At 64.8% G+C, this 19,782-nt stretch carries 17 protein-coding genes; 14 read left to right on the forward strand and 3 right to left on the reverse strand.

From position 1 onward, the window contains the following. Positions 1 to 3: 3 nt before the first annotated feature. The gene (locus tag FBY31_RS18015) at positions 4 to 834 is read left to right on the forward strand and encodes an inositol monophosphatase family protein (RefSeq protein ID WP_142043815.1); all 831 of its coding nucleotides are present in this window, start codon (positions 4 to 6) and stop codon (positions 832 to 834) included. A gap of 5 nt (positions 835 to 839) precedes the next feature. On the opposite strand, the gene FBY31_RS18020 is transcribed toward FBY31_RS18015, so the two are convergent. Then, entirely contained in the window at positions 840 to 2,354 is a 1,515-nt protein-coding gene (locus FBY31_RS18020; RefSeq protein WP_442858189.1) for an HNH endonuclease, read from the reverse strand. A gap of 127 nt (positions 2,355 to 2,481) precedes the next feature. Between FBY31_RS18020 and pcrA the strand changes: the two genes are divergently transcribed. From pcrA to sucD, 4 genes are all read left to right on the forward strand, one after another. Then, a complete protein-coding gene (pcrA, locus tag FBY31_RS18025; RefSeq protein WP_442858218.1) occupies positions 2,482 to 4,971 on the forward strand; it encodes a DNA helicase PcrA in 2,490 nt (829 codons plus the stop codon). Positions 4,972 to 5,011: 40 nt separating this feature from the next. After that, positions 5,012 to 5,719, forward strand: a complete 708-nt coding sequence (locus FBY31_RS18030; RefSeq protein WP_142043819.1) for a hypothetical protein — start codon at positions 5,012 to 5,014, stop codon at positions 5,717 to 5,719. Positions 5,720 to 5,942: 223 nt separating this feature from the next. Further along, the gene (gene sucC, locus FBY31_RS18035) at positions 5,943 to 7,112 is read left to right on the forward strand and encodes an ADP-forming succinate--CoA ligase subunit beta (RefSeq protein WP_142043821.1); all 1,170 of its coding nucleotides are present in this window, start codon (positions 5,943 to 5,945) and stop codon (positions 7,110 to 7,112) included. A gap of 11 nt (positions 7,113 to 7,123) precedes the next feature. Further along, positions 7,124 to 8,026, forward strand: a complete 903-nt coding sequence (gene sucD, locus FBY31_RS18040; RefSeq protein WP_091417276.1) for a succinate--CoA ligase subunit alpha — start codon at positions 7,124 to 7,126, stop codon at positions 8,024 to 8,026. Between the two features lie 150 nt (positions 8,027 to 8,176). Here sucD and FBY31_RS18045 read toward each other — a convergent pair whose 3' ends face one another. Beyond that, on the reverse strand, positions 8,177 to 8,659 hold the full coding sequence (locus FBY31_RS18045) for an SRPBCC family protein (RefSeq protein ID WP_142043823.1): 483 nt from the start codon (positions 8,657 to 8,659) through the stop codon (positions 8,177 to 8,179). A 16-nt stretch (positions 8,660 to 8,675) separates the two neighbouring features. After that, on the reverse strand, positions 8,676 to 9,017 hold the full coding sequence (locus FBY31_RS18050; RefSeq protein WP_142043825.1) for an ArsR/SmtB family transcription factor: 342 nt from the start codon (positions 9,015 to 9,017) through the stop codon (positions 8,676 to 8,678). A gap of 165 nt (positions 9,018 to 9,182) precedes the next feature. Here FBY31_RS18050 and FBY31_RS18055 point away from each other — a divergent pair, with 165 nt between their 5' ends. The 9 genes from FBY31_RS18055 to FBY31_RS18095 all read left to right on the forward strand — a co-directional run bounded on the left by FBY31_RS18055 (position 9,183) and on the right by FBY31_RS18095 (position 19,728). Further along, positions 9,183 to 9,587 (forward strand): tautomerase family protein, encoded by a 405-nt coding sequence (locus FBY31_RS18055; protein WP_142043827.1) that lies wholly within the window; start codon positions 9,183 to 9,185, stop codon positions 9,585 to 9,587. 187 nt (positions 9,588 to 9,774) lie between these two features. Continuing rightward, positions 9,775 to 10,800: a 5-dehydro-2-deoxygluconokinase gene (iolC, locus tag FBY31_RS18060; protein ID WP_142043829.1), complete on the forward strand. Its 1,026-nt coding sequence runs from the start codon at positions 9,775 to 9,777 to the stop codon at positions 10,798 to 10,800. After that, a complete protein-coding gene (locus FBY31_RS18065; RefSeq protein WP_142043831.1) occupies positions 10,797 to 11,732 on the forward strand; it encodes a Cgl0159 family (beta/alpha)8-fold protein in 936 nt (311 codons plus the stop codon). Before iolC ends, FBY31_RS18065 begins: the two co-directional genes overlap by 4 nt. 33 nt (positions 11,733 to 11,765) lie before the next feature. Further along, on the forward strand, positions 11,766 to 13,715 hold the full coding sequence (iolD, locus tag FBY31_RS18070; RefSeq protein WP_142045523.1) for a 3D-(3,5/4)-trihydroxycyclohexane-1,2-dione acylhydrolase (decyclizing): 1,950 nt from the start codon (positions 11,766 to 11,768) through the stop codon (positions 13,713 to 13,715). A gap of 48 nt (positions 13,716 to 13,763) precedes the next feature. Continuing rightward, positions 13,764 to 15,293: a CoA-acylating methylmalonate-semialdehyde dehydrogenase gene (locus FBY31_RS18075; RefSeq protein ID WP_142043833.1), complete on the forward strand. Its 1,530-nt coding sequence runs from the start codon at positions 13,764 to 13,766 to the stop codon at positions 15,291 to 15,293. A 96-nt stretch (positions 15,294 to 15,389) separates the two neighbouring features. Next, on the forward strand, positions 15,390 to 16,301 hold the full coding sequence (locus FBY31_RS18080; protein WP_142043835.1) for a sugar phosphate isomerase/epimerase family protein: 912 nt from the start codon (positions 15,390 to 15,392) through the stop codon (positions 16,299 to 16,301). A 30-nt stretch (positions 16,302 to 16,331) separates the two neighbouring features. Next, a complete protein-coding gene (locus FBY31_RS18085) occupies positions 16,332 to 17,345 on the forward strand; it encodes a Gfo/Idh/MocA family protein (RefSeq protein ID WP_142043837.1) in 1,014 nt (337 codons plus the stop codon). A gap of 74 nt (positions 17,346 to 17,419) precedes the next feature. Next, the gene (locus FBY31_RS18090; protein ID WP_142043839.1) at positions 17,420 to 18,295 is read left to right on the forward strand and encodes a sugar phosphate isomerase/epimerase family protein; all 876 of its coding nucleotides are present in this window, start codon (positions 17,420 to 17,422) and stop codon (positions 18,293 to 18,295) included. Next, positions 18,292 to 19,728, forward strand: coding sequence for a sugar porter family MFS transporter (locus FBY31_RS18095; RefSeq protein WP_142043841.1), 1,437 nt, complete (start codon positions 18,292 to 18,294; stop codon positions 19,726 to 19,728). The genes FBY31_RS18090 and FBY31_RS18095 overlap by 4 nt, the downstream gene beginning before the upstream one ends. The last annotated feature ends 54 nt before the right edge of the window (positions 19,729 to 19,782 follow it).

Genomic DNA, 19,782 nt, shown 5'->3' on the forward strand with positions numbered 1-19,782 from the left:
GCCATGACCATTGGCCGGCACAGCGCTGTTGAACTTGACCCCTCCCTGGACGATTACGACCTGGCAGCGGCCCTGATCCGCGAAGCGGGGCAGCTGGCGTTGCTGATGCGGATGGCGGGCCTGCAGTCCGAACAGAAGACATCAGTTTCCGATGTGGTGACAGCTGCCGACCACGCCGCCGAGGCCTACGTGCTGGAGCAGCTGCGGCGTTGCCGGCCCGACGACGGCATCCTGGGGGAGGAGGGCGCCTCGGTCCACGGGACCAGCGGCCGGACCTGGGTGATTGATCCGGTGGACGGCACCTATAACTTCCTGCATGGCTCCACTTATTGGTGCTCGGCGATTGCCCTGAAAGATGCCTCCGACGTACTGCTCGGAGGCATCTTCCAGCCGGAGGAGGACAAACTCTGGCTCGGCGGCAGGGCACGGCCGGCCACCCTGAACGGTGAACCCCTCACGGTGTTCCACGACGATCGGGGAGCGCGCAACAGCACAGCCGTTGCGGAGCTGGGTGCCGCCACTTACATCCACCCGAGCTGGCTGATGGACCCCCTGTGCGCGATGCCCTGGCATGCTGCTGCCACGTCCGCCGCCGCCCTGCGCATGCTGGGCTCCGGTTCCTGCGACCTGGGCCGGGTGGCGGACGGGCAGCTGGGCTGCTGGTTCCAGCACAGCTGCCCGGAGTGGGACTGGCTGCCGGGCAAGGCGATCGTCCGGGCCGCCGGCGGCGCCGTGGACACCGTTCGCGTGAACGGCCTGGAGTGGTTCATGGCCGGCGGAACGATGGCGGTACGCGAGTTGCGTGCTGCCCTCGAGTCTGCCTCGGTGGCGTAAGGGATTCACCACAGCACGGCCTGCTGGAAGTGGGCGCGTTTGGGCGCCTTGCTTCGGCTCCGTTGCCTCTGCAGGTGATGATCGCGCGGCAGTGGGTCGCAAGCAGCCACAGCCGCGCCATCATTCACCGGGGACGTGGTCCCGGGCAGGGGTGGCGCGGTTGACCTGTAGGTGTGGCCGGTGGGTGTCCGGGTTTCCACGGAGTGCCGTTGCCCTGGTTGGGGTACCGGGCGGGCTGTCCAGCCGGGTGTTTCTTTGGTGTGGTTGCAGGCTTCGCAGAGGCCTTGGCTGTTGGTGCTGGTGGTTGGGCCGTTGTTGTGCCAGGGGATGATGTGGTCGTGGTGGCGGATGGGCGCGTCGCAGTAGGGGGTGCGGCAGGTGTGGTCCCGTACCTGGATGAACCGTCGAAGCCCGGGCGGGAAGAGCCTCGCCTTGGAGTCCATCGCGACGAGTTCGCCATTGGTGGGTGCGGTGTAGAGCCGGCGGACCCAGACCTTGAACCCGGTGGTGTCCGCATCCCCCGCAGCTCCAGAACCGTGTGCTCCTGTATCCGGATCTTTTGGTTCAGGTGTTCCGGTGGCTGCGACTCCGGATCTTTCACCGGCCATCAGTTCTCCTGTGACTGCTTTCCTGGCCCATTGGCCGGGGACGATGCCGTAGCCGGTGAGGCGGGCGGGTTCGCTGTCGCCTTGGAAAAGGGTGCGGTCGGTCATGACGAGCTGGAGGTCGATGCCGGTGTAGCCGCCGGGGGTGCCGGTGATGCGTTCGACCAGTTGGTCGGCCATGATGGCGCCCTTGAACCGTTCGTCGCCGGATGATTTCAGGGTGTCGGCGTGGCGGGTGAGGGCTGCGTAGGCGGCGACGCCCTGCGCGACCGGGACCAGCGCGGTCAGGTAGGCCATGGTGTCCGGTGCCGGGCGCAGGCTGACGGTACGCTCCGCCATGGCATGGGAAGCCCGTTTCGCGAAGGATTGGGGGTCGCGCCGGCATGCGGCGCCCCGGACGGCGGCGGTGATGGTGCGGTCACCGGCGCCGGCGAGGGTGCCGGTGTCCGCGGCGATTTCCTCGTCCACGGCGGCCCGGTCCTGGGCGGACAGGCAGGCGGTTTCCTTCACGATCAGGGTGGCGCACCACTCGTTCAGCTGCCCGCTCTGAAGCGCTGCGAGGGTGTGGGGCATTTCGACCACCACGGCTTTGGCCAGACCCAGGAGCCTGCCGCCGCGTGCCGGGGACTCGCGCCGGGCCAGGGCGATTTCGGCTCCCACCCCGGCACCGAGCTCACCGACAGGGACACCGGCTGCGGCCTGTTCCTGACGTGTTGCCAGGTCGAAGGCCACGGCGATCCGGGCCTGCTTCGCAGCTGCCGCAGACTTTACGTCCTCCAGCTCCCGCAACTGGTCAATCATCCCCCGGCGGTCAGCAGCGGGACGGACGGAAGCCAAGGTGCGCAGGACGTCCGCAACCCGAGGACCGGGTAGGCTCACTGCTCCCCGCTGCGCCGCCGTCGTCATAGCTTCCATGGACAAAGTCTTCCAGCAGGGTCAGGCAACGGCACGGCCCCACCAGCCTTATGTGGATAACTCCCCGTAATCCACAGGCTGGAGCTGGCTGTCTGTCCCACCGCCTAGACTTGTAGGCACCATGGATATGTTGTTTGACCCGTACTCTGACGGACCGTTCAAAGCCGCTCCCACCGCCGCTGCCCGCACCAAGTCGCCTTCCGAGGGCGCAGCTGCGGCTCCGGGGACGGGCGGCAGCGTCCGGGTAGACCGGGCGCCGGAAGGGCAGGCCCATCGAGGCCACCGCATGGACCCGGCCGAGCTACTGGAGGGGCTCAACCCGCAGCAGGAGGAGGCCGTCAAGCATGCCGGTTCCGCGTTGCTTATCGTTGCCGGCGCCGGATCGGGAAAGACCCGTGTACTCAGCAACAGGATCGCCTACCTGATCGCCACAGGGCGGGCCCATCACGGCGAAATCCTGGCCATCACCTTCACGAACAAGGCCGCCGCGGAGATGCGGGAACGCATTGAAAAGCTCGTGGGCGGACGGGCCAAGATCATGTGGATCTCCACCTTCCACTCATCCTGCGTCCGCATCCTCCGGCAGGAGGCGGCCAACGTCGGCCTGAAGTCGAACTTCTCCATCTACGACTCCGCTGACTCCCTGCGGCTGGTCACGCAGGTCTCCAAAGCCCTGGACCTGGACCCCAAGAAGTTTGCGCCCAAAGCCATCCAGCACAAGATCTCGGCGTTGAAGAACGAGCTCATCGATGCCGATTCATACGCCTCTGCAGCGAACTACAACGATCCCTTCGAGCAGGCTGTGGCTGATGTCTTCAAGGGCTACACGCAGCGGCTGCGGCAGGCGAACGCCATGGACTTCGACGACCTCATCGCGGAAACCGTCTACATGTTCCGGGCCTTCCCTGCCCTCGCGGAATCCTACCGCCGGCGGTTCCGGCACGTGATGGTGGACGAATACCAGGACACCAACCACGCCCAGTACTCTTTGGTGCGCGAGATTGTGGGGGAGGGGCCGGGGGCATCGGAGCTAACGGTGGTGGGCGACTCGGACCAGTCCATCTACGCCTTCCGGGGCGCTGATATCCGCAACATCGTGGAGTTCGAGAAGGACTACCCCGAGGCGCAGACCATCAAGCTGGAGCAGAACTACCGCTCCACGCAGAATATCCTCAGCGCGGCCAATTCGGTCATTTCGCGGAACCCCAACCGCCCGGAAAAGCGGCTGTGGACCGCCGAGGGCGAAGGCCACAAGATCATCGGCTACGTGGGCGAGAACGAGCATGACGAAGCCCAGTTCATCGCCAAGGAAATTGACCGGCTCCAGGACGAGGAGAACCTCCGCCCCGGGGACGTCGCCATCTTCTACCGGACCAACGCCCAGTCGCGCTCCATCGAAGACGTGCTGGTCCGCGTGGGCCTGCCGTACAAGGTGGTGGGTGGTACGCGCTTCTACGAGCGCAAGGAGATCAAGGACGCCCTCGCCTACCTTCGCGTCCTGGTTAATCCGGACGACGACGTCAACCTCCGCCGGGTCCTCAACGAACCAAAGCGCGGCATCGGTGACCGCGCCGAGGGGGCAGTGGCCGCGCTGGCGCAGCGCGAACGTACGTCGTTCATGGCTGCCGCCCGCCGGGCCGAACAGGCTCCGGGCATGGCTACCCGCTCCGTGAACGCCGTACTCGGGTTCGTGAAACTGCTGGATGACCTGGCAGAAGTGGCCGCCGGTTCGGGCGCGGCGGCGGCACTTGAGGCCGTCCTGGAGCAGACCGGCTACCTGGCAGCGCTGCGCACCAGCACCGATCCGCAGGACGAGTCCCGGGTGGAAAACCTGGCCGAACTCGTCGCCGTCGTCCGTGAATACGAACAGGAGAACCCGGAAGGGTCACTGGAGGCCTTCCTGGAGCAGGTGTCCCTGGTGGCTGATGCCGACCAAATTCCCGATGCTCCGGGGGCGGACATCGATGCCGCCGTCGCCGAGGCAAAACGGCTCGGAGTGGTCACCCTCATGACGCTGCACACGGCCAAGGGGCTTGAGTTCCCGGTGGTGTTTCTGACCGGCATGGAACACGGGCTGTTCCCGCACCAGCGTTCAGCGACGGATCCGAAGGAACTGGCGGAAGAACGCCGGCTTGCCTATGTGGGGCTCACCCGCGCCCGGAAGCGCCTCTATGTCACGCGTTCGGAGGTCCGCAGCATGTGGGGGCAGAGCCAGTACAACCCTGCCAGCCAGTTCCTGGAGGAAATTCCCGCCGAGCTCCTGGAATGGAAGCGCGAAGGAACCAGCAGGCAGTCCAACTGGGGCGGCGGATCCATCAGTTCGGGCCGCTACAGCGGATCCTTCTGGGGTGCCGGGACCGCCCGCGGTGCTGCTGCCGACCCTTCGGCCGGTTTCAATGCCGATGTCCCCGCTGTTATTGCCCGGAACCGGGTGCAGCCGCAAAAAGAGATCGTCGCCGTCAGCGTGGGGGACAAGGTCAACCACACGAGCTTCGGCAACGGAACGGTCCTGGCACTGGAAGGTGCCGGGGACAAGACCGTGGCGAAGGTGAAGTTCGACGTCGGCGAAAAGCGGCTGCTGCTGCGGTACGCGCCGCTCACCAAACTCGACGCTTAGGAATGGCCAGGCGCCCAGTAAAGCGCCGCCATGAAGGATAATGGGGCCCATGCGACGGAATGTTCTGGGGATCTTCGCCGCCCTGATCCTGACGGCGGCCACTGCCTGTACCATCACCACCCAGGATCCCGGCTACGTCCCGCCGCCACCGTTGCCGCCTATGGAACAGCTGGAACAGGCCACTGTGGTGGACGCCAAAAGCTTTGCCAACGGTGATGGTGTTATCTCTTTCATTACGGAAGACCGCACCGTTGCCTGTTCCCTGACTGCGGCCAGGGGGGAGCACGTGAACTTGCCTTACGAGCAGAACAACTTTGGCGATACGGCCAACAACAAACTCGCAACCGTACCCGTGGCCCACTGTGAACTGGCCAAGTACCCGCAGCCAAAGGGCGAGGACGTCAAGGACGACTGCGCCGGAATCAACCTCGGGTACCTGGGCGGCGTTGCCCTGCTCACCCCGGACAGTGCCCGGTACGGGGAATGCCGCTCCGGCGTCACACAAATGGAAGCAACGTACGGCCCCAAGGGAAGCAAAGCCGGCGCCATGGCCCAGCTGCAGGTACTCGGGGATGGGCAGAACCTCGAAGGGAACGGCCTGCGCTGTTCTGCCTATAAAGGCGGGGTGGCATGCGGAAACGTCTCCGCCGGCGTCGGATTCTTTGTTTCCCCGGAGCATTACGAGCTGATTTCCGGACCGGAAGAAACTGCCTCCACGGGGCCCGCAGAGCCCTCAAAAACCCCGTAATTCCGCGGTTTTTCTACGCTCCATAGAATAGTGTCCTTACTCACATAAGCGGTAGTCTGGGACGGGCCCGTCCCTTCAAAGGGCTAGAGTTCCCAGTGGAGCATCACGCCGCGTGGCTCGTTTCCAACCGGCCGCCGGTGCGTGCAATTCCGCAGCCCGGTCATCGTCTTTCGATGGTGTCCGACTGTACAGAAACTACTTCGACGTAGAAGGACACTAAACCGTGGACCTGTTTGAATACCAGGCGCGCGATATGTTCGAGGCGCACGGTGTACCCGTGCTTGCCGGCATCGTGGCGCACACCCCAGAAGAAGCAAAGGCAGCTGCCGAAAAGATCGGCGGCGTAACTGTCGTCAAAGCACAGGTCAAGGTTGGCGGCCGCGGCAAGGCCGGCGGCGTGAAGGTCGCAAAGTCCGCTGATGAGGCACTTGAGCACGCCACCAACATCCTGGGCATGGACATCAAGGGCCACACCGTCAACAAGGTGATGATCGCCCAGGGTGCGGATATCGCCGAGGAATACTACTTCTCCGTCCTGCTGGACCGGGCCAACCGCAACTACCTGGCCATGTGCTCGGTTGAAGGCGGCATGGAAATCGAACAGCTCGCCGTCGAACGCCCCGAGGCGCTGGCCAAGGTTGCCATCGACCCCGCCGTGGGCATCGACCAGGCCAAGGCCGACGAAATCGTCGCAGCCGCAGGCTTCGCTGAGGAACTCCGCGGCAAGGTCGCCGACGTGATCCTCAAGCTCTGGGACGTTTTCAAGAAGGAAGACGCCACCCTCGTAGAGGTCAACCCGCTCGTCAAGACCGGCGCCGGTGAGATCGTGGCCCTGGACGGCAAGGTCTCCCTCGACGAGAACGCCGACTTCCGCCACGCCAAGCACGCCCTCCTTGAAGACAAGGAGGCAGCTGACCCGCTTGAAGCCAAGGCAAAGGCGCAGGACCTCAACTACGTCAAGCTGGACGGCGAAGTGGGCGTCATCGGCAACGGTGCAGGCCTGGTCATGTCTACCCTCGACGTCGTTGCTTACGCCGGTGAGAACCACGGCAACGTCAAGCCCGCCAACTTCCTGGACATCGGCGGTGGAGCCTCGGCTGAGGTGATGGCCGCAGGCCTGGACGTCATCCTGGGCGACGAGCAGGTCAAGTCCGTGTTCGTCAACGTCTTCGGCGGCATCACCGCCTGTGACGCCGTGGCCAAGGGCATCGTCGGCGCGCTGGCCGAGCTGGGCCACACCGCGAACAAGCCGCTGGTAGTCCGCCTCGACGGCAACAACGTCGAAGAAGGCCGCCGCATCCTGAACGAGGCCAACCACCCGCTGGTTACCCTGGCCGCCACCATGGACGAGGGCGCCGACAAGGCCGCCGAGCTCGCCAACGCAGCGAAGTAAAGGGACGCACCATGTCTATCTACCTCAATAAAGACTCCAAGGTCATCGTCCAGGGCATCACCGGCGGCGAAGGTACCAAGCACACCGCCCTGATGCTGAAGGCCGGCACCAACATCGTGGGCGGCGTCAATGCCCGCAAGGCCGGAACCACCGTCCTGCACGGCGACAACGAAATCAACGTCTACGGCACCGTCAAGGAAGCCATCGCCGAAACCGGCGCTGACGTCTCCATCGTCTTCGTCCCGCCGGCATTCACCAAGAACGCCGTGGTCGAAGCGATCGAAGCCGGCATCGGCCTCGTCGTCGTCATCACCGAAGGCGTGCCGGTCCAGGACTCCGCCGAATTCTGGGCACTGGCCCAGTCCAAGCTGGACGCCGACGGCAACCAGGTCACCCGCATCATCGGCCCGAACTGCCCCGGCATCATCACCCCGGGCGAGGCCCTGGTGGGTATCACCCCGGCCAACATCACGGGCAAAGGCCCCATCGGCCTGGTCTCCAAGTCCGGCACCCTGACCTACCAGATGATGTACGAACTGCGTGACCTCGGCTTCTCCACCGCCATCGGCATCGGCGGGGACCCCGTCATCGGCACCACGCACATCGACGCCCTGGCCGCGTTCGAAGCTGACCCCGAGACCAAGGCCATCGTGATGATCGGCGAAATCGGCGGCGACGCAGAAGAGCGCGCAGCCGACTTCATCAAGGCCAACGTCACCAAGCCGGTTGTCGGCTACGTGGCCGGTTTCACCGCGCCCGAGGGCAAGACCATGGGCCACGCCGGCGCCATCGTCTCCGGTTCCGCCGGAACCGCCCAGGCCAAGAAGGAAGCCCTCGAAGCTGCAGGCGTCAAGGTCGGCAAGACGCCGTCCGAGACCGCCAAGCTGCTGCGCGAAGTTTACGCAGCACTCTAGTACTTCCCCAAAGCAACGCGGGGTCACTTCCCGCCCATTCCACACGATGGGATGGGCAGGGAGTGACCCCGCGTTGCCTGTTTAAGCAGTACGACGACGGCAGGTCACCTTTTCTGAAAAGGCGACCTGCCGTCGTCGTACCTTTGCGCCCTACACCTTGGCGCCGCTGAGCAGCTCGTCCAGCCGCTCGTAGCCTTCGCTCATGCCGCCCTCCATTCCGGACTGCGCCATCCCGTCCCTCGCCTCCTGGCTGGGGTGGACGGAGTGGCCCCGCAGGCGGGTCCGCCCGTTGCCGAGGTCCTCGAACGTCATGAATTCCAGGCTGACCACATCCGGGTAACCCCCGAACTCGAAGGTCTGGATAGCGAACTCATTGTCCCGGACCGTATGGAAGATGCCCTTGAACTCGTAGGGGATCCCCTCCGGCCCAGTGTGCAGGTAGCTGTAGCTGCCGCCGGTCCGGAAATCGTAGTGGTCGATGTCCATTTTGTAACCCCGCGGGCCCAGCCACTGGACGATCAAATCGGGTTCCTTGTGGGCGCGGAACACGTCCGCGACGGGGAAATCAAACTCGCGCTCGTAATCGATGAAGGGAACGCCCTCAGGAACGCTGAGTTTCAGGGAATTGCTCATGATGACTCCTCGGAGGTTAGCCGCCGCTGGCCGCAGCGTTTGATCTAAGAACGGCGTCGAGGCTCCGGAACTGCCCTTCCTTGACCAACCTGTACTGGTCGATCCAGGCGGTGAGCGCCTCAAGCCGGGCCGGGTTCAGGTGTACGGGCCGGCGCTGTGCATCCCTGGTCCGCGTGACCAGTCCAGCCTGCTCGAGTACCTGGATATGTTTCGAGACCGCCTGCTTGGAAATTTCGAAGGGTTCCGCCAATTCGTTAACAGTGGCCGCGCCCCGGCTGAGCCGGGCGATGATGCTCCGCCGCACGGGGTCGGCCAAGGCCATAAAGGCCAAGTCCAGTGCCGCGCTCTCGGGGTTCATGACGGGCCTTTCATCCTTATTCAACCTGCATCTTTATCAACCTTTCGGTTGATTAAGCGTAGCGCGGACAGGTGCTCATTTCAAGGGTGTTTCATTTCAAGGGGCTTGTAACCCAGAAGCGCAATTTGTTAGTATGTCAGTACAAACTATCGAAGGAGAAGCTCCGTGCCTCTTGTCCGCATTGACGTGAATGAAGGACGCTCTGCCGAGGAGCTCCAGCAGCTCAGTCGCGGTATCCACGATGCGATTCTCGCGGAGTACGGCATCCCGGAACGGGACTACTTCCACATCCTCACCGAACATCGGCAGGGCCAGATCTTCGCCCAGGATGCAGGGCTGGGATTTGAACGGACGCGCGCGGTGGTGATGATTCAGATCTTCACCCAGGGCGGGCGTTCGCAGGAGGCCAAGCAGCGGCTCTTTGCCGCGGTGGCCGGAAAGCTTGCGAGGCTTGGCGTTGCCGGGGAGGACGTCTTTATTGGCTATGTCGAAAACACTGCCGGCGACTGGTCCTTCGGCTTTGGCCGCGCCCAGTACGTGACGGGCGAATTGGCCGTCCCCAAGAAGTAGCCGCTGCGCCCATCTACTGCAGGATGGGCGCCACACCATCGGTTGTAAATATGTCAGTACAAACTTTTGACAGGACATTCAATCTAGGGCAAAGTAGTGGCTGTGGCCCTCACCACGGCCTACCAGTCCCGGAATTCCTGCCGCTTTGAAGGATTCGAGTTCCACATCAGAAAGGTCCACGATCACCGTGACCCACGAGCTTCTTACGATCGGGCGCATCAGCGTTGATATCTACCCGAACGACATTGGGGTTGGCCTGGAGGATGTTAATTCCTTCGGCAAATACCTTGGTGGTTCCCCCTCCAACGTAGCCGTCGCCGCGGCCCGGCATGGCCGCCGGACCGGCGTGATCACCCGCACCGGGGATGATGCGTTCGGTAAGTACCTGCACCGGGAGCTGCGCAAGTTCAACGTCGATGACACCTATGTCACGCCGGTCAAGGACTGGCCCACGGCGGTGACTTTCTGCGCGATCCAGCCGGCGACGGACGAGTTCCCGCTCTACTTCTACGGCCGTTTTCCCACCGCACCGGACCTGCAGATCAAGGCCGGCGAGCTGGACCTGGACGCCATCCGCAACGCGGGGATCTTCTGGTCCACCGTGACGGGCCTGTGCCAGGAACCCAGCCGCAGCGCACACATCGCCGCTCATGAGGCACGTCCGCGGACAGGCCTGGCCGAGGGGCAGTTCACCATCCTGGACCTGGACTACCGGCCCATGTTCTGGGCCTCGGAAGAGGAGGCCCGCGCCGAGGTTGCCAAGATCCTGCCCCACGTCACGGTCGCGATCGGCAATGACAAGGAATGCGCCGTGGCCGTGGGGGAGGGGAGTCCCGATGAGCAGGCGGACCGGCTGCTGGCCGCCGGCGTTGAGATCGCCGTCGTCAAGCTCGGTCCCGAAGGCGTCATGGCCAAGACCCGCACGGAGCGTGTCGTCTCAGCCCCGGTGCCGGTGGAAACCGTCAACGGCCTGGGTGCCGGGGATTCCTTCGGCGGGGCCTTCTGCCACGGACTGCTCTCAGGCTGGCCGCTGGCCCAGGTGCTGGACTACGCCAACGCCGCCGGCGCCATCGTCGCGTCCCGCCTGTCCTGCGCCGATGCCATGCCGACGCCGGAGGAGGTCACCTCGCTGCTGGCCGAACGCGGCCGCCCGGTACCCGGCACCGTTTCCGGCGCCGCCCCGCAGCTTGCCACCGAAGGAGCAGTCCTGTGACCCTCACGCCTCTTACCTCCACCAAGGCGGTGGACGACGATCCCCGCCGCTACGAGCACCTGAGCACCATCCGGCTCGAAGATCCCGAAGCTGTGGCCCGCGCCGCCAAAGCCCGGCGCCGCCACCCGGGAGTCAAAGCGGGAAAGCAGAACTTCATCGTCGCGGCCGACCACCCGGCACGCGGCGCCCTGGCTGTCGGCTCGGATCCGGTAGCCATGGCCGACCGCCGCCAGCTGTTGGACCGTTTGCAGATCGCGCTGGCCAATCCGGCCGTTGACGGTGTCCTGGCCTCGCCGGACATTATGGATGACCTTCTGCTGTTGGGCGCCCTGGACGGCAAGCTGGTGTTCGGTTCGATGAACCGCGGCGGCCTGTCCGGCCTGGTCAACGAGTTCGATGACCGCTTCACGGGCCACACGGCCGCGGCGCTGGCAGCCCTTGGCGCGGACGGCGGCAAGATGCTGACCCGCATCTGCCTGGGCGACCCGGACACCGTTGCCACCTTGGAGGCCACGGCGAAGGCCATTGATTCGCTGGCCGAGCGCAGGCTGATCGCGATGGTGGAACCGTTCCTCTCGGTCCGCGAAAACGGTCGGGTCCGCAACGACCTGTCCACCAACGCGGTGATCAAGTCCGTCGCGATCGCCGAAGGACTGGGCTCCACCAGTGCCTACACGTGGATGAAGCTCCCTGTCGTGGCGGACATGGAGCGCGTCATGGCCGCGACCACCATGCCCACGGTCCTGCTGGGCGGGGACCCGGACGGGTCCCAGGATGAGGTCTTCGCCGCCTGGGAAGCCGCCCTCGCCTTGCCTGGTGTTCAAGGCCTCACCGTGGGCCGGACGCTTTTGTACCCAGCCGACGGGGATGTGGCAGGCGCCGTCGCTCTGGCCGCTTCCCTCCTCAACCACACCGCAGAAGTATCGGAGTAGCCTTCCATGGGAACCACAACAGGAACGCGCAGAATGACGGTGGCGCAGGCCGTCGTCGAGTACCTTTCCCGCCAGTACACCGTTGATGCGATCGATGGTGTTCAGTACCGCGAGCGGCTGATCCCGGGCACGTTCGGGATTTTCGGGCACGGCAATGTGGCCGGCGTGGGCCAGGCGCTGAAGCAGTACCAGCAGCTGGACCCGACCATCATGCCGTACTATCAGGGCCGGAACGAACAGGCCCAGGTCCATCAGGCCGTCGGATACGCCCGGCACACCCGGCGCCGCCAAACCTTCGCGGTCAGCACCTCGATCGGCCCCGGCTCCTCCAACCTGCTGACCGGCGCCGCTTTGGCCACCACGAACCGCCTGCCGGTGCTGCTGCTGCCGAGTGACACCTTCGCCACCCGCGCCGCGGATCCGGTCCTGCAGCAGCTGGAACAGCCCTACGCCTACGACCTGACGGTCAATGATGCGTTCCGGCCGCTGTCCAAGTTTTTCGACCGGGTCACCCGCCCGGAGCAGCTGTTCTCCGCGTTCCACCACGGCCTGCGGGTACTGACCGACCCGGCAGAGACCGGCGCCGTGACCATCTCGCTGCCACAGGACGTCCAGGCCGAGGCCTTTGACGTTCCCGAGGAGTTCCTGGCTGAGCGTGAGTGGCGGATCCGCCGCCCGGACGCGGACGACGACGACATCCGCCGCGCTGCCGACGCCATCCGGGCCGCCAAGCGGCCGCTGATCATCGCCGGTGGCGGCGTCCTCTACGCCTACGCGAACGAGGAACTGGCGAAGTTCGTGGAGCTGACCGGGATCCCGGTGGGCAACACCCAGGCAGGCGTCGGCGTCCTGCCGTGGGACCACCAGTTCTCCCTCGGCGCCATTGGCTCCACGGGTACGACGGCGGCGAACGCCATTGCTGCCGAGGCGGACCTGATCATCGGCATCGGCACGCGCTATGAGGATTTCACCACCGCGTCCCGGACGGCGTTCCAGAACCCGGACGTACGCTTCATCAACATCAACGTCGCCCCGATCGACGCCTACAAGCACGGCACCACCCTGCCCATCGTCGCCGATGCCCGCAAGGCCCTGGTCAAGCTCAACCAAGCGCTGGGCGGCTACCGCGTCGGCGCGGACCTGGAGCAGAAGATCGCGGCCGAGAAGAAGCGCTGGGACGCCACCGTGGACGAGGCGTTCGATACCCGGTACACCCCGCTGCCGGCGCAGAACGAGATCATCGGCGCCACCAACCGGGCCATGGATGCCCGCGATGTGGTGATCTGCGCCGCCGGGTCACTGCCCGGCGACCTGCACAAGATGTGGCGCGTCCGCGACCCGTTCGGTTACCACGTCGAATACGCCTACTCCTGCATGGGGTATGAAATTCCTGGCGGGCTGGGCGTCAAGCGCGCCGCCCTGGCCGAGGCAGCCAGTACGACGGCGGCCGGCGGGACGGGCACGAACGCGCGGGACGTCGTCGTGATGGTGGGGGACGGCTCCTACCTGATGATGCACACCGAACTGGTCACCGCCGTCGCCGAACGCATCAAGCTGATCGTGGTCCTGATCCAGAACCACGGCTACGCCTCCATCGGTTCCCTGTCCGAATCCCTCGGGTCGCAGCGCTTCGGCACGAAATACCGGGCGCTGAACGAGGAACAGCACAGCTTCGACGAGGGCGAGACCCTGCCCGTGGACTTGGCCCTGAACGCGGAGTCCCTGGGGGTGAAGGTCATCCGGATCGAACCGGGGGAGAAGGTCATCGCTGAACTCGAACAGGCCATCCGCGACGCCAAGGCCGCTCCCGAGCGCGGCGGCCCCATCCTGATCCACGTCGAGTCCGACCCGCTCCTGGACGCCCCCAGCTCCGAGTCCTGGTGGGACGTTCCCGTCTCCCAGGTCTCCGAACTGGAATCCACCCAACAGGCCTTCCAGACCTACACCGGCCATAAGAACCGCCAGCGCAAACTGCTCGGCTGACGTTCCCGTTACCGACTGAACCCCTTCGACCACTCAAGGAAGAGTCCCATGACTGCCACCACCACCCAAACCAGCGTCACAAAGACCACTGTCATCAACCACTTCATCAACGGCGCCGAAACTGCCGGTGCGGGAGACCGCACACAGCCTGTCTTCAACCCGGCCACCGGCCAGGCCAGCGGTGAGCTGCGCCTGGCCAACCGGGCCGACCTTGACGCCACCGTCGCGGCCGCCCGCAAGGCCGCCGACACCTGGGGCGACATCTCCCTGGCCAAGCGGACCGCCGTGCTGTTCAAGTTCCGCGAACTCGTCGCCGCCCACGTGGACGACCTCGCCCAGCTGGTCACCGCCGAACACGGCAAGGTCCTCTCCGACGCCAAGGGCGAGATCGGCCGCGGCCTCGAGGTCATCGAGTACGCCTGCGGGATTCCCACCCTGGTCAAGGGTGATTACTCGGACCAGGTTTCCACCGGCATCGACGTTTTCTCCTTCCGTGAACCCCTCGGCGTGGTTGCCGGTATCACCCCGTTCAACTTCCCGGTGATGGTGCCGCTGTGGATGGCCCCCATGGCGATCGCTACCGGCAACGCCTTTATCCTCAAGCCCTCCGAACGCGACCCCTCGGCCTCGATGCTGCTGGCCAAGCTCTGGAAGGACGCGGGCCTGCCGGACGGAGTGTTCCAGGTCCTGCACGGTGACAAGGAAACCGTTGACGGCCTGCTGACCCACCCGGACGTGGACGGCATCTCCTTCGTCGGTTCCACCCCGATTGCCCAGTACGTCCACGAAACCGCCACCAGGCACGGCAAGCGGGTTCAGGCCCTCGGCGGGGCGAAGAACCACGCCATCGTGATGCCCGACGCCGACCTGGACAACGCCGCCGACCACCTCGCCGCCGCCGCCTTCGGCTCCGCCGGGGAACGCTGCATGGCCATCTCCGTCGCTGTCGCCGTCGGCGACGCCGCAGACCTGATCGTGAAAAAGGTCGAAGAGCGGGCCCTGGCCGTGAAGGTCAACAACGGCACCGCGCCCGACGCGGAAATGGGCCCGGTCATCACCCCGGCCTCCAAGGAACGCATCGTCAAGATCGTCACCGAAGCCGAAGCCGCCGGCGCGGCCATGGTGGTGGACGGCCGCGACCTCGTGATCCCCGGACACGAAGACGGCTTCTGGGTGGGCCCCACCGTCATCGACCACGTCAAAACCGAAATGACCGCCTACACCGAGGAAATCTTCGGACCCGTCCTCGTCGTGGTCCGCGTCGACACAATCGAAGACGGTATCAACCTGATCAACGCCAACCCCTACGGCAACGGCACGGCCATCTTCACCTCCTCCGGCGCCGCCGCCCGTAAGTTCCAGCGCTCAGTCAGCGTGGGCATGATCGGCATCAACGTTCCCCTGCCGGTCCCGGTGGCCTACCACTCCTTCGGCGGCTGGAAAGCCTCACTCTTCGGGGACAAGCACATCTACGGCCCCGAAGGCGTATCCTTCTACACCCGCGGCAAAGTCATCACCTCACGTTGGCCCGAAACCCACCACGCCTCCGGCGCCTCCTACAACTTCCCCTCCAACTAATCCCACCTGGGTTTTGCCGGGGCTCAACCACCGATGGTTGAGCCTGTCGAAACCGAGGGCGTGGGCCCAACCAGCAAAGAGAGAGACAACGCTGTCATGACTGAGAACAAACTGATCATCGGCACGGCACCGGACTCCTGGGGCGTCTGGTTCCCGGATGACCCCAAGCAGACCCCGTGGGAACGCTTCCTCGATGAGGTGGCCGAGTCCGGCTACAAGTGGATCGAACTGGGCCCGTACGGCTACCTTCCCACGGACCCGGCCCGCCTGGCGGAAGAGCTCAAGGCCCGCGATCTGCAGATCACCGCCGGCACCGTTTTCACCGCCTTCCACCGAGGCCTGGACCAGTGGGAAACCGCGTGGGAACCCGCCCGCAAGGTGGCGGAACTGACGGCAGCCATGGGCGGCGAGCATGTGGTGGTCATCCCGGCCATGTGGCGCGACGACGTCACCGGCGAAGCCGTGGAAAGCGGCACGCTGAGCGGGAAGGCGTGGAGCGACCTCTTTGCCGGCCATAACCGCCTGGGCAAGGCCCTGCTGGAGGACTTTGGCCTGAAGCAGCAGTTCCACTCCCACGCCGACTCCCACGTGGGCGCGCAGCAGGACATCGAAACGCTGCTGGAAGCCACCGACCCGCAGTACCTGAGCCTCTGCCTGGACACCGGGCACGCCGAATACTGCGGCGCCTCCAGCCTGGACCTGATCAAGAACTACCCGGACCGGATCGGCTACTTGCACCTGAAGCAGATCAACCCCGACGTCCTCAAGAAGGTCAACGAGGACAACATGACCTGGGCCGCCGCCAACCTGGCCGGCGTCATGACCGAACCGCCCAACGGCCTGCCGGACCTGCGCGCGGTCATCGAAGCCGTGGAGGCCCTGAACCGGCCCATTTTCGGGATCGTGGAGCAGGACATGTACCCGGTAGCCTTCGATGTGCCCATGCCCATTGCCAAGCGCACCCGCAACTACCTGCTCTCCTGCGGCTCCCGCACCGCCGTCAGCTAACCCCACCAGAGACACCAAAAGGACAGAACAATGACTGAGAAGCTGCGCGTCGCCGTCATCGGCGCCGGACGCATGGGCGCCGACCACATCCAGCGCCTGAACACCCGTATCCACGGAGCCGAAGTTGCCGCCGTCGTTGACGTCGACCTCGCCCGCGCCCAGGCCGCCGTCGAAGGCATCCCCGGTGCCGTGGCCCTCGCCGATGCCGAGGAGGCCCTCAACAACGGTGACGTCAACGCCGTCCTGATCGCCACCCCCGGCTTCCTGCACGAGGACATCCTGCTCAAGGCAATCGCCAAGGACATTCCCATCCTCTGCGAAAAGCCACTGACCCCCGACGCCGAATCCTCCTGGAAGATTGTCCAGGCCGAAGTGGCGCTGGGACACAAACGGATCCAGGTGGGCTTCATGCGCCGCTTCGACGCCGAATACGCGGCACTGGGCTCGATCATCCGCAACCACGAACTGGGTGAACTGCTGATGCTGCACCACCAGCACCGTAACCCCAGCACCCCTGAGGGCTTCACCAACGAGATGCTGATCAACGACTCTGTGGTGCACGAATTCGACGCCATTCGGTTCTTCACGGGCGAGGAAATCACCAGCATCCAGGTCCGCCTGGGCAAGGCCACCAAGAACGCCCCGAACGGGCAGCACGATCCCCAGCACGTCCTGCTGGAGACCGAATCCGGTGTGCTGGCCGACGTCGAAATCTATGTCAACGCCAAGTATGGCTACGAGGTTGGAACCCAGGCGTCGTTCGAAGAAGGTGTTGTCAGCATTGGGGGCGACAAAGGCCCTTACACCCGCAGCGCCGGCCGCTGGGGCGGGAACGTCACTCCGGGATTCGAGGAGCGATTCGGCGCGGCCTACGACGTCGAAATCCAGTCATGGGTGGACGCTGCACTTAAGGGCGAAATCGGTGGCCCCTCCGCCTGGGACGGGTACGCCACCGCAGCCTGCTGCGAAGCAGGCGTCGAAGCGCAGAAGAACGGCGAAAAGGTCGCCGTGAAGCTGGCTGCAAAGCCCGACCTGTACAAGTAGGACAGGAGAAGGGGACGAAGCCACCCGTCCCCTTCCTCCAGTTCCCCTGACTGATCCACAATGGAGTGTTTTTCGTGAAAATCGCACTTGACCCCACCCCGTTCCACCACTCGCACAGCCTGCTTGAGTTCCCCAGGGTGGTAGCGGACCTTGGCTACAAGTACATGCAGATGACCCCGCACGCGGACTTCATCCCGTTCTTCAACCACCCCAAGGCGGACGACGAACTGGTGGGGCAGCTGAACAAGGCCTGCAGGGATGCGGGAATCGAAATCGCATCGGTCCTCCCGGTGCTCCGCTGGTCCGGTCCCGACGAGGACGCCCGCGAAGCCGCGGTCCGTTACTGGAAGCGCGCCATCCAGATCACTGTGGACCTCGGCGTCAGCACCATCAACACGGAGTTCTCCGGCCGGCCGGAGAAAGCAGAAGAGTCCGAGCGCGCCTTCTACCGCTCCATGGAAGAATTGCTGCCGATCATTGAGCGTGAAGGCATCGACCTGCTGATCGACCCGCACCCGGACGACTTCGTGGAAGAAGGCCTCGCCGCCATCCGGGTGATCCGGGGCCTGAACTCAAAGAATGTGGGCATGGTCTATGTGGCCTCGCACAGCTTCCACATGAAGAACTCCCCGCTGGACATCCTGCGGGCGGCAGGTGACAAGCTGCGCCTGGTCCATGTCGCGGACACGATGAACCACCACGCCTCGCACGGGCTGCGCTACATCACCAACCCGCCCGGGAACCCGGTCCGCGTCCACCAGCACCTGAAGATTGGGGACGGCGACGTCAACTGGGACGAGTTCTTCGGCGGACTGAAGGAAATCGGCTTCCTGGACCGGGACGACACCGTCATGGTGTCCAGCGTGTTTGCCGAGGACGAGAACGCCGAGGACGTCTCCCGGTACCAGCTGGAGACCATGAAGCAGTACGTCCAGAAGGTCAGCCTATGAGTTCGCCGGCTTCCGCTGATCCAGCCGCAAGGCCCGCCGCCAACCATCAGCGGGCCTTGCGGACAGTCACCATCATCTCCACGTTTGGCGGCCTGCTCTTCGGTTACGACACCGGCGTGATCAACGGTGCCCTGCCGTACATGCAGGAGGACCTGGGCCTGACGCCGCTGACCGAAGGCCTGGTCACATCCTCGCTCCTGTTCGGCGCCGCCTTCGGCGCACTGTTCGGCGGCCGCCTGGCGGACCGGAACGGCCGGCGCAAGATGATCATGGTTCTTGCGGTCATCTTCCTGGTGGGCACCCTCGCCTGCACGTTTGCCCCGAGCACCGAAGTGATGATCGCCGCCCGGTTCGTGCTGGGGCTCGCCGTTGGCGGGGCGTCGGTGACCGTTCCCGTGTACCTGGCCGAGGTATCGCCGAGCCACCGGCGCGGCCGGATCGTCACGCAGAACGAACTGATGATCGTCACCGGGCAGTTGCTGGCCTTCATCTTCAACGCCTATCTGGGTAACTCGTTCGGGGAGTCCCACGGCATCTGGCGCTGGATGCTGGTGATCGCAACCCTGCCGGCCATCGCGCTGTGGATCGGGATGAACTTCATGCCGGAGAGCCCCCGCTGGCTCGCTTCGATCGGCAGCTTCGGCGAAACGCTCAGCGTGCTGCAGCGGATCCGGTCGCAGGAGGAGGCGCGCAGGGAGTTCGAAGACGTCAAGGCCATGGCCGTGGAGGACTACAAGTCCAAGATGGGCTCCTGGAAGGACTTGGGCATCCCGTGGCTCCGCAGGATTTTCTTCGTGGGCTTGGGCCTGGCCGTGATCCAGCAGATCACGGGCGTGAACTCCATCATGTATTACGGAACCCAGATCCTGGCCCAGTCCGGTTTCGGCCGGGAGGCTGCGCTGACGGCCAACATCGCCAACGGTGCCATCTCCGTGCTCGCCACGTTCGTAGGCATCTGGCTGTTGGGCAAGGTGGGACGCCGCAGGATGCTGATCACCGGGCAGGCAGGCACGACGACGGCGCTGCTGCTGATCGGCCTGTTCTCGCTGATCCTGCCGGAGGGCTCCGCCCGGGGTTTTGTCATCCTGTCGCTGACGGTCACGTTCCTGGCGTTCCAGCAGGGGGCGATCTCGCCCGTGACGTGGCTGATGCTTTCCGAGATCTTCCCGCTGAAAATGCGCGGCCTGGGCATGGGTGCTTCGGCCTTCCTGCTGTGGATCGTGAACTTCCTGGTGGGATTCGGCTTTCCACAACTCCTGGCAGCCATCGGGCTCTCCAACACGTTCTTCGTGTTTGCCGTGTTGGGCGTTGGCGCCATCGCCTTCGCCGCGAAATATGTTCCGGAGACCAAGGACAAGAGCCTTGAGGACTTGGAGCACTACTTCAAGAACGTTGCCGGACAGAAGCCGGAGGCTGCCAGCCCGGTTCGTTAGCAGCCCGCCCGTAAAAGTACTGCTCATTAACAGCCTGCTTTTTGAGAGCCAGGC

The sequence above is a fragment of the Arthrobacter sp. SLBN-100 genome, from assembly GCF_006715305.1.
In the GTDB taxonomy this organism is placed as follows: domain Bacteria; phylum Actinomycetota; class Actinomycetes; order Actinomycetales; family Micrococcaceae; genus Arthrobacter.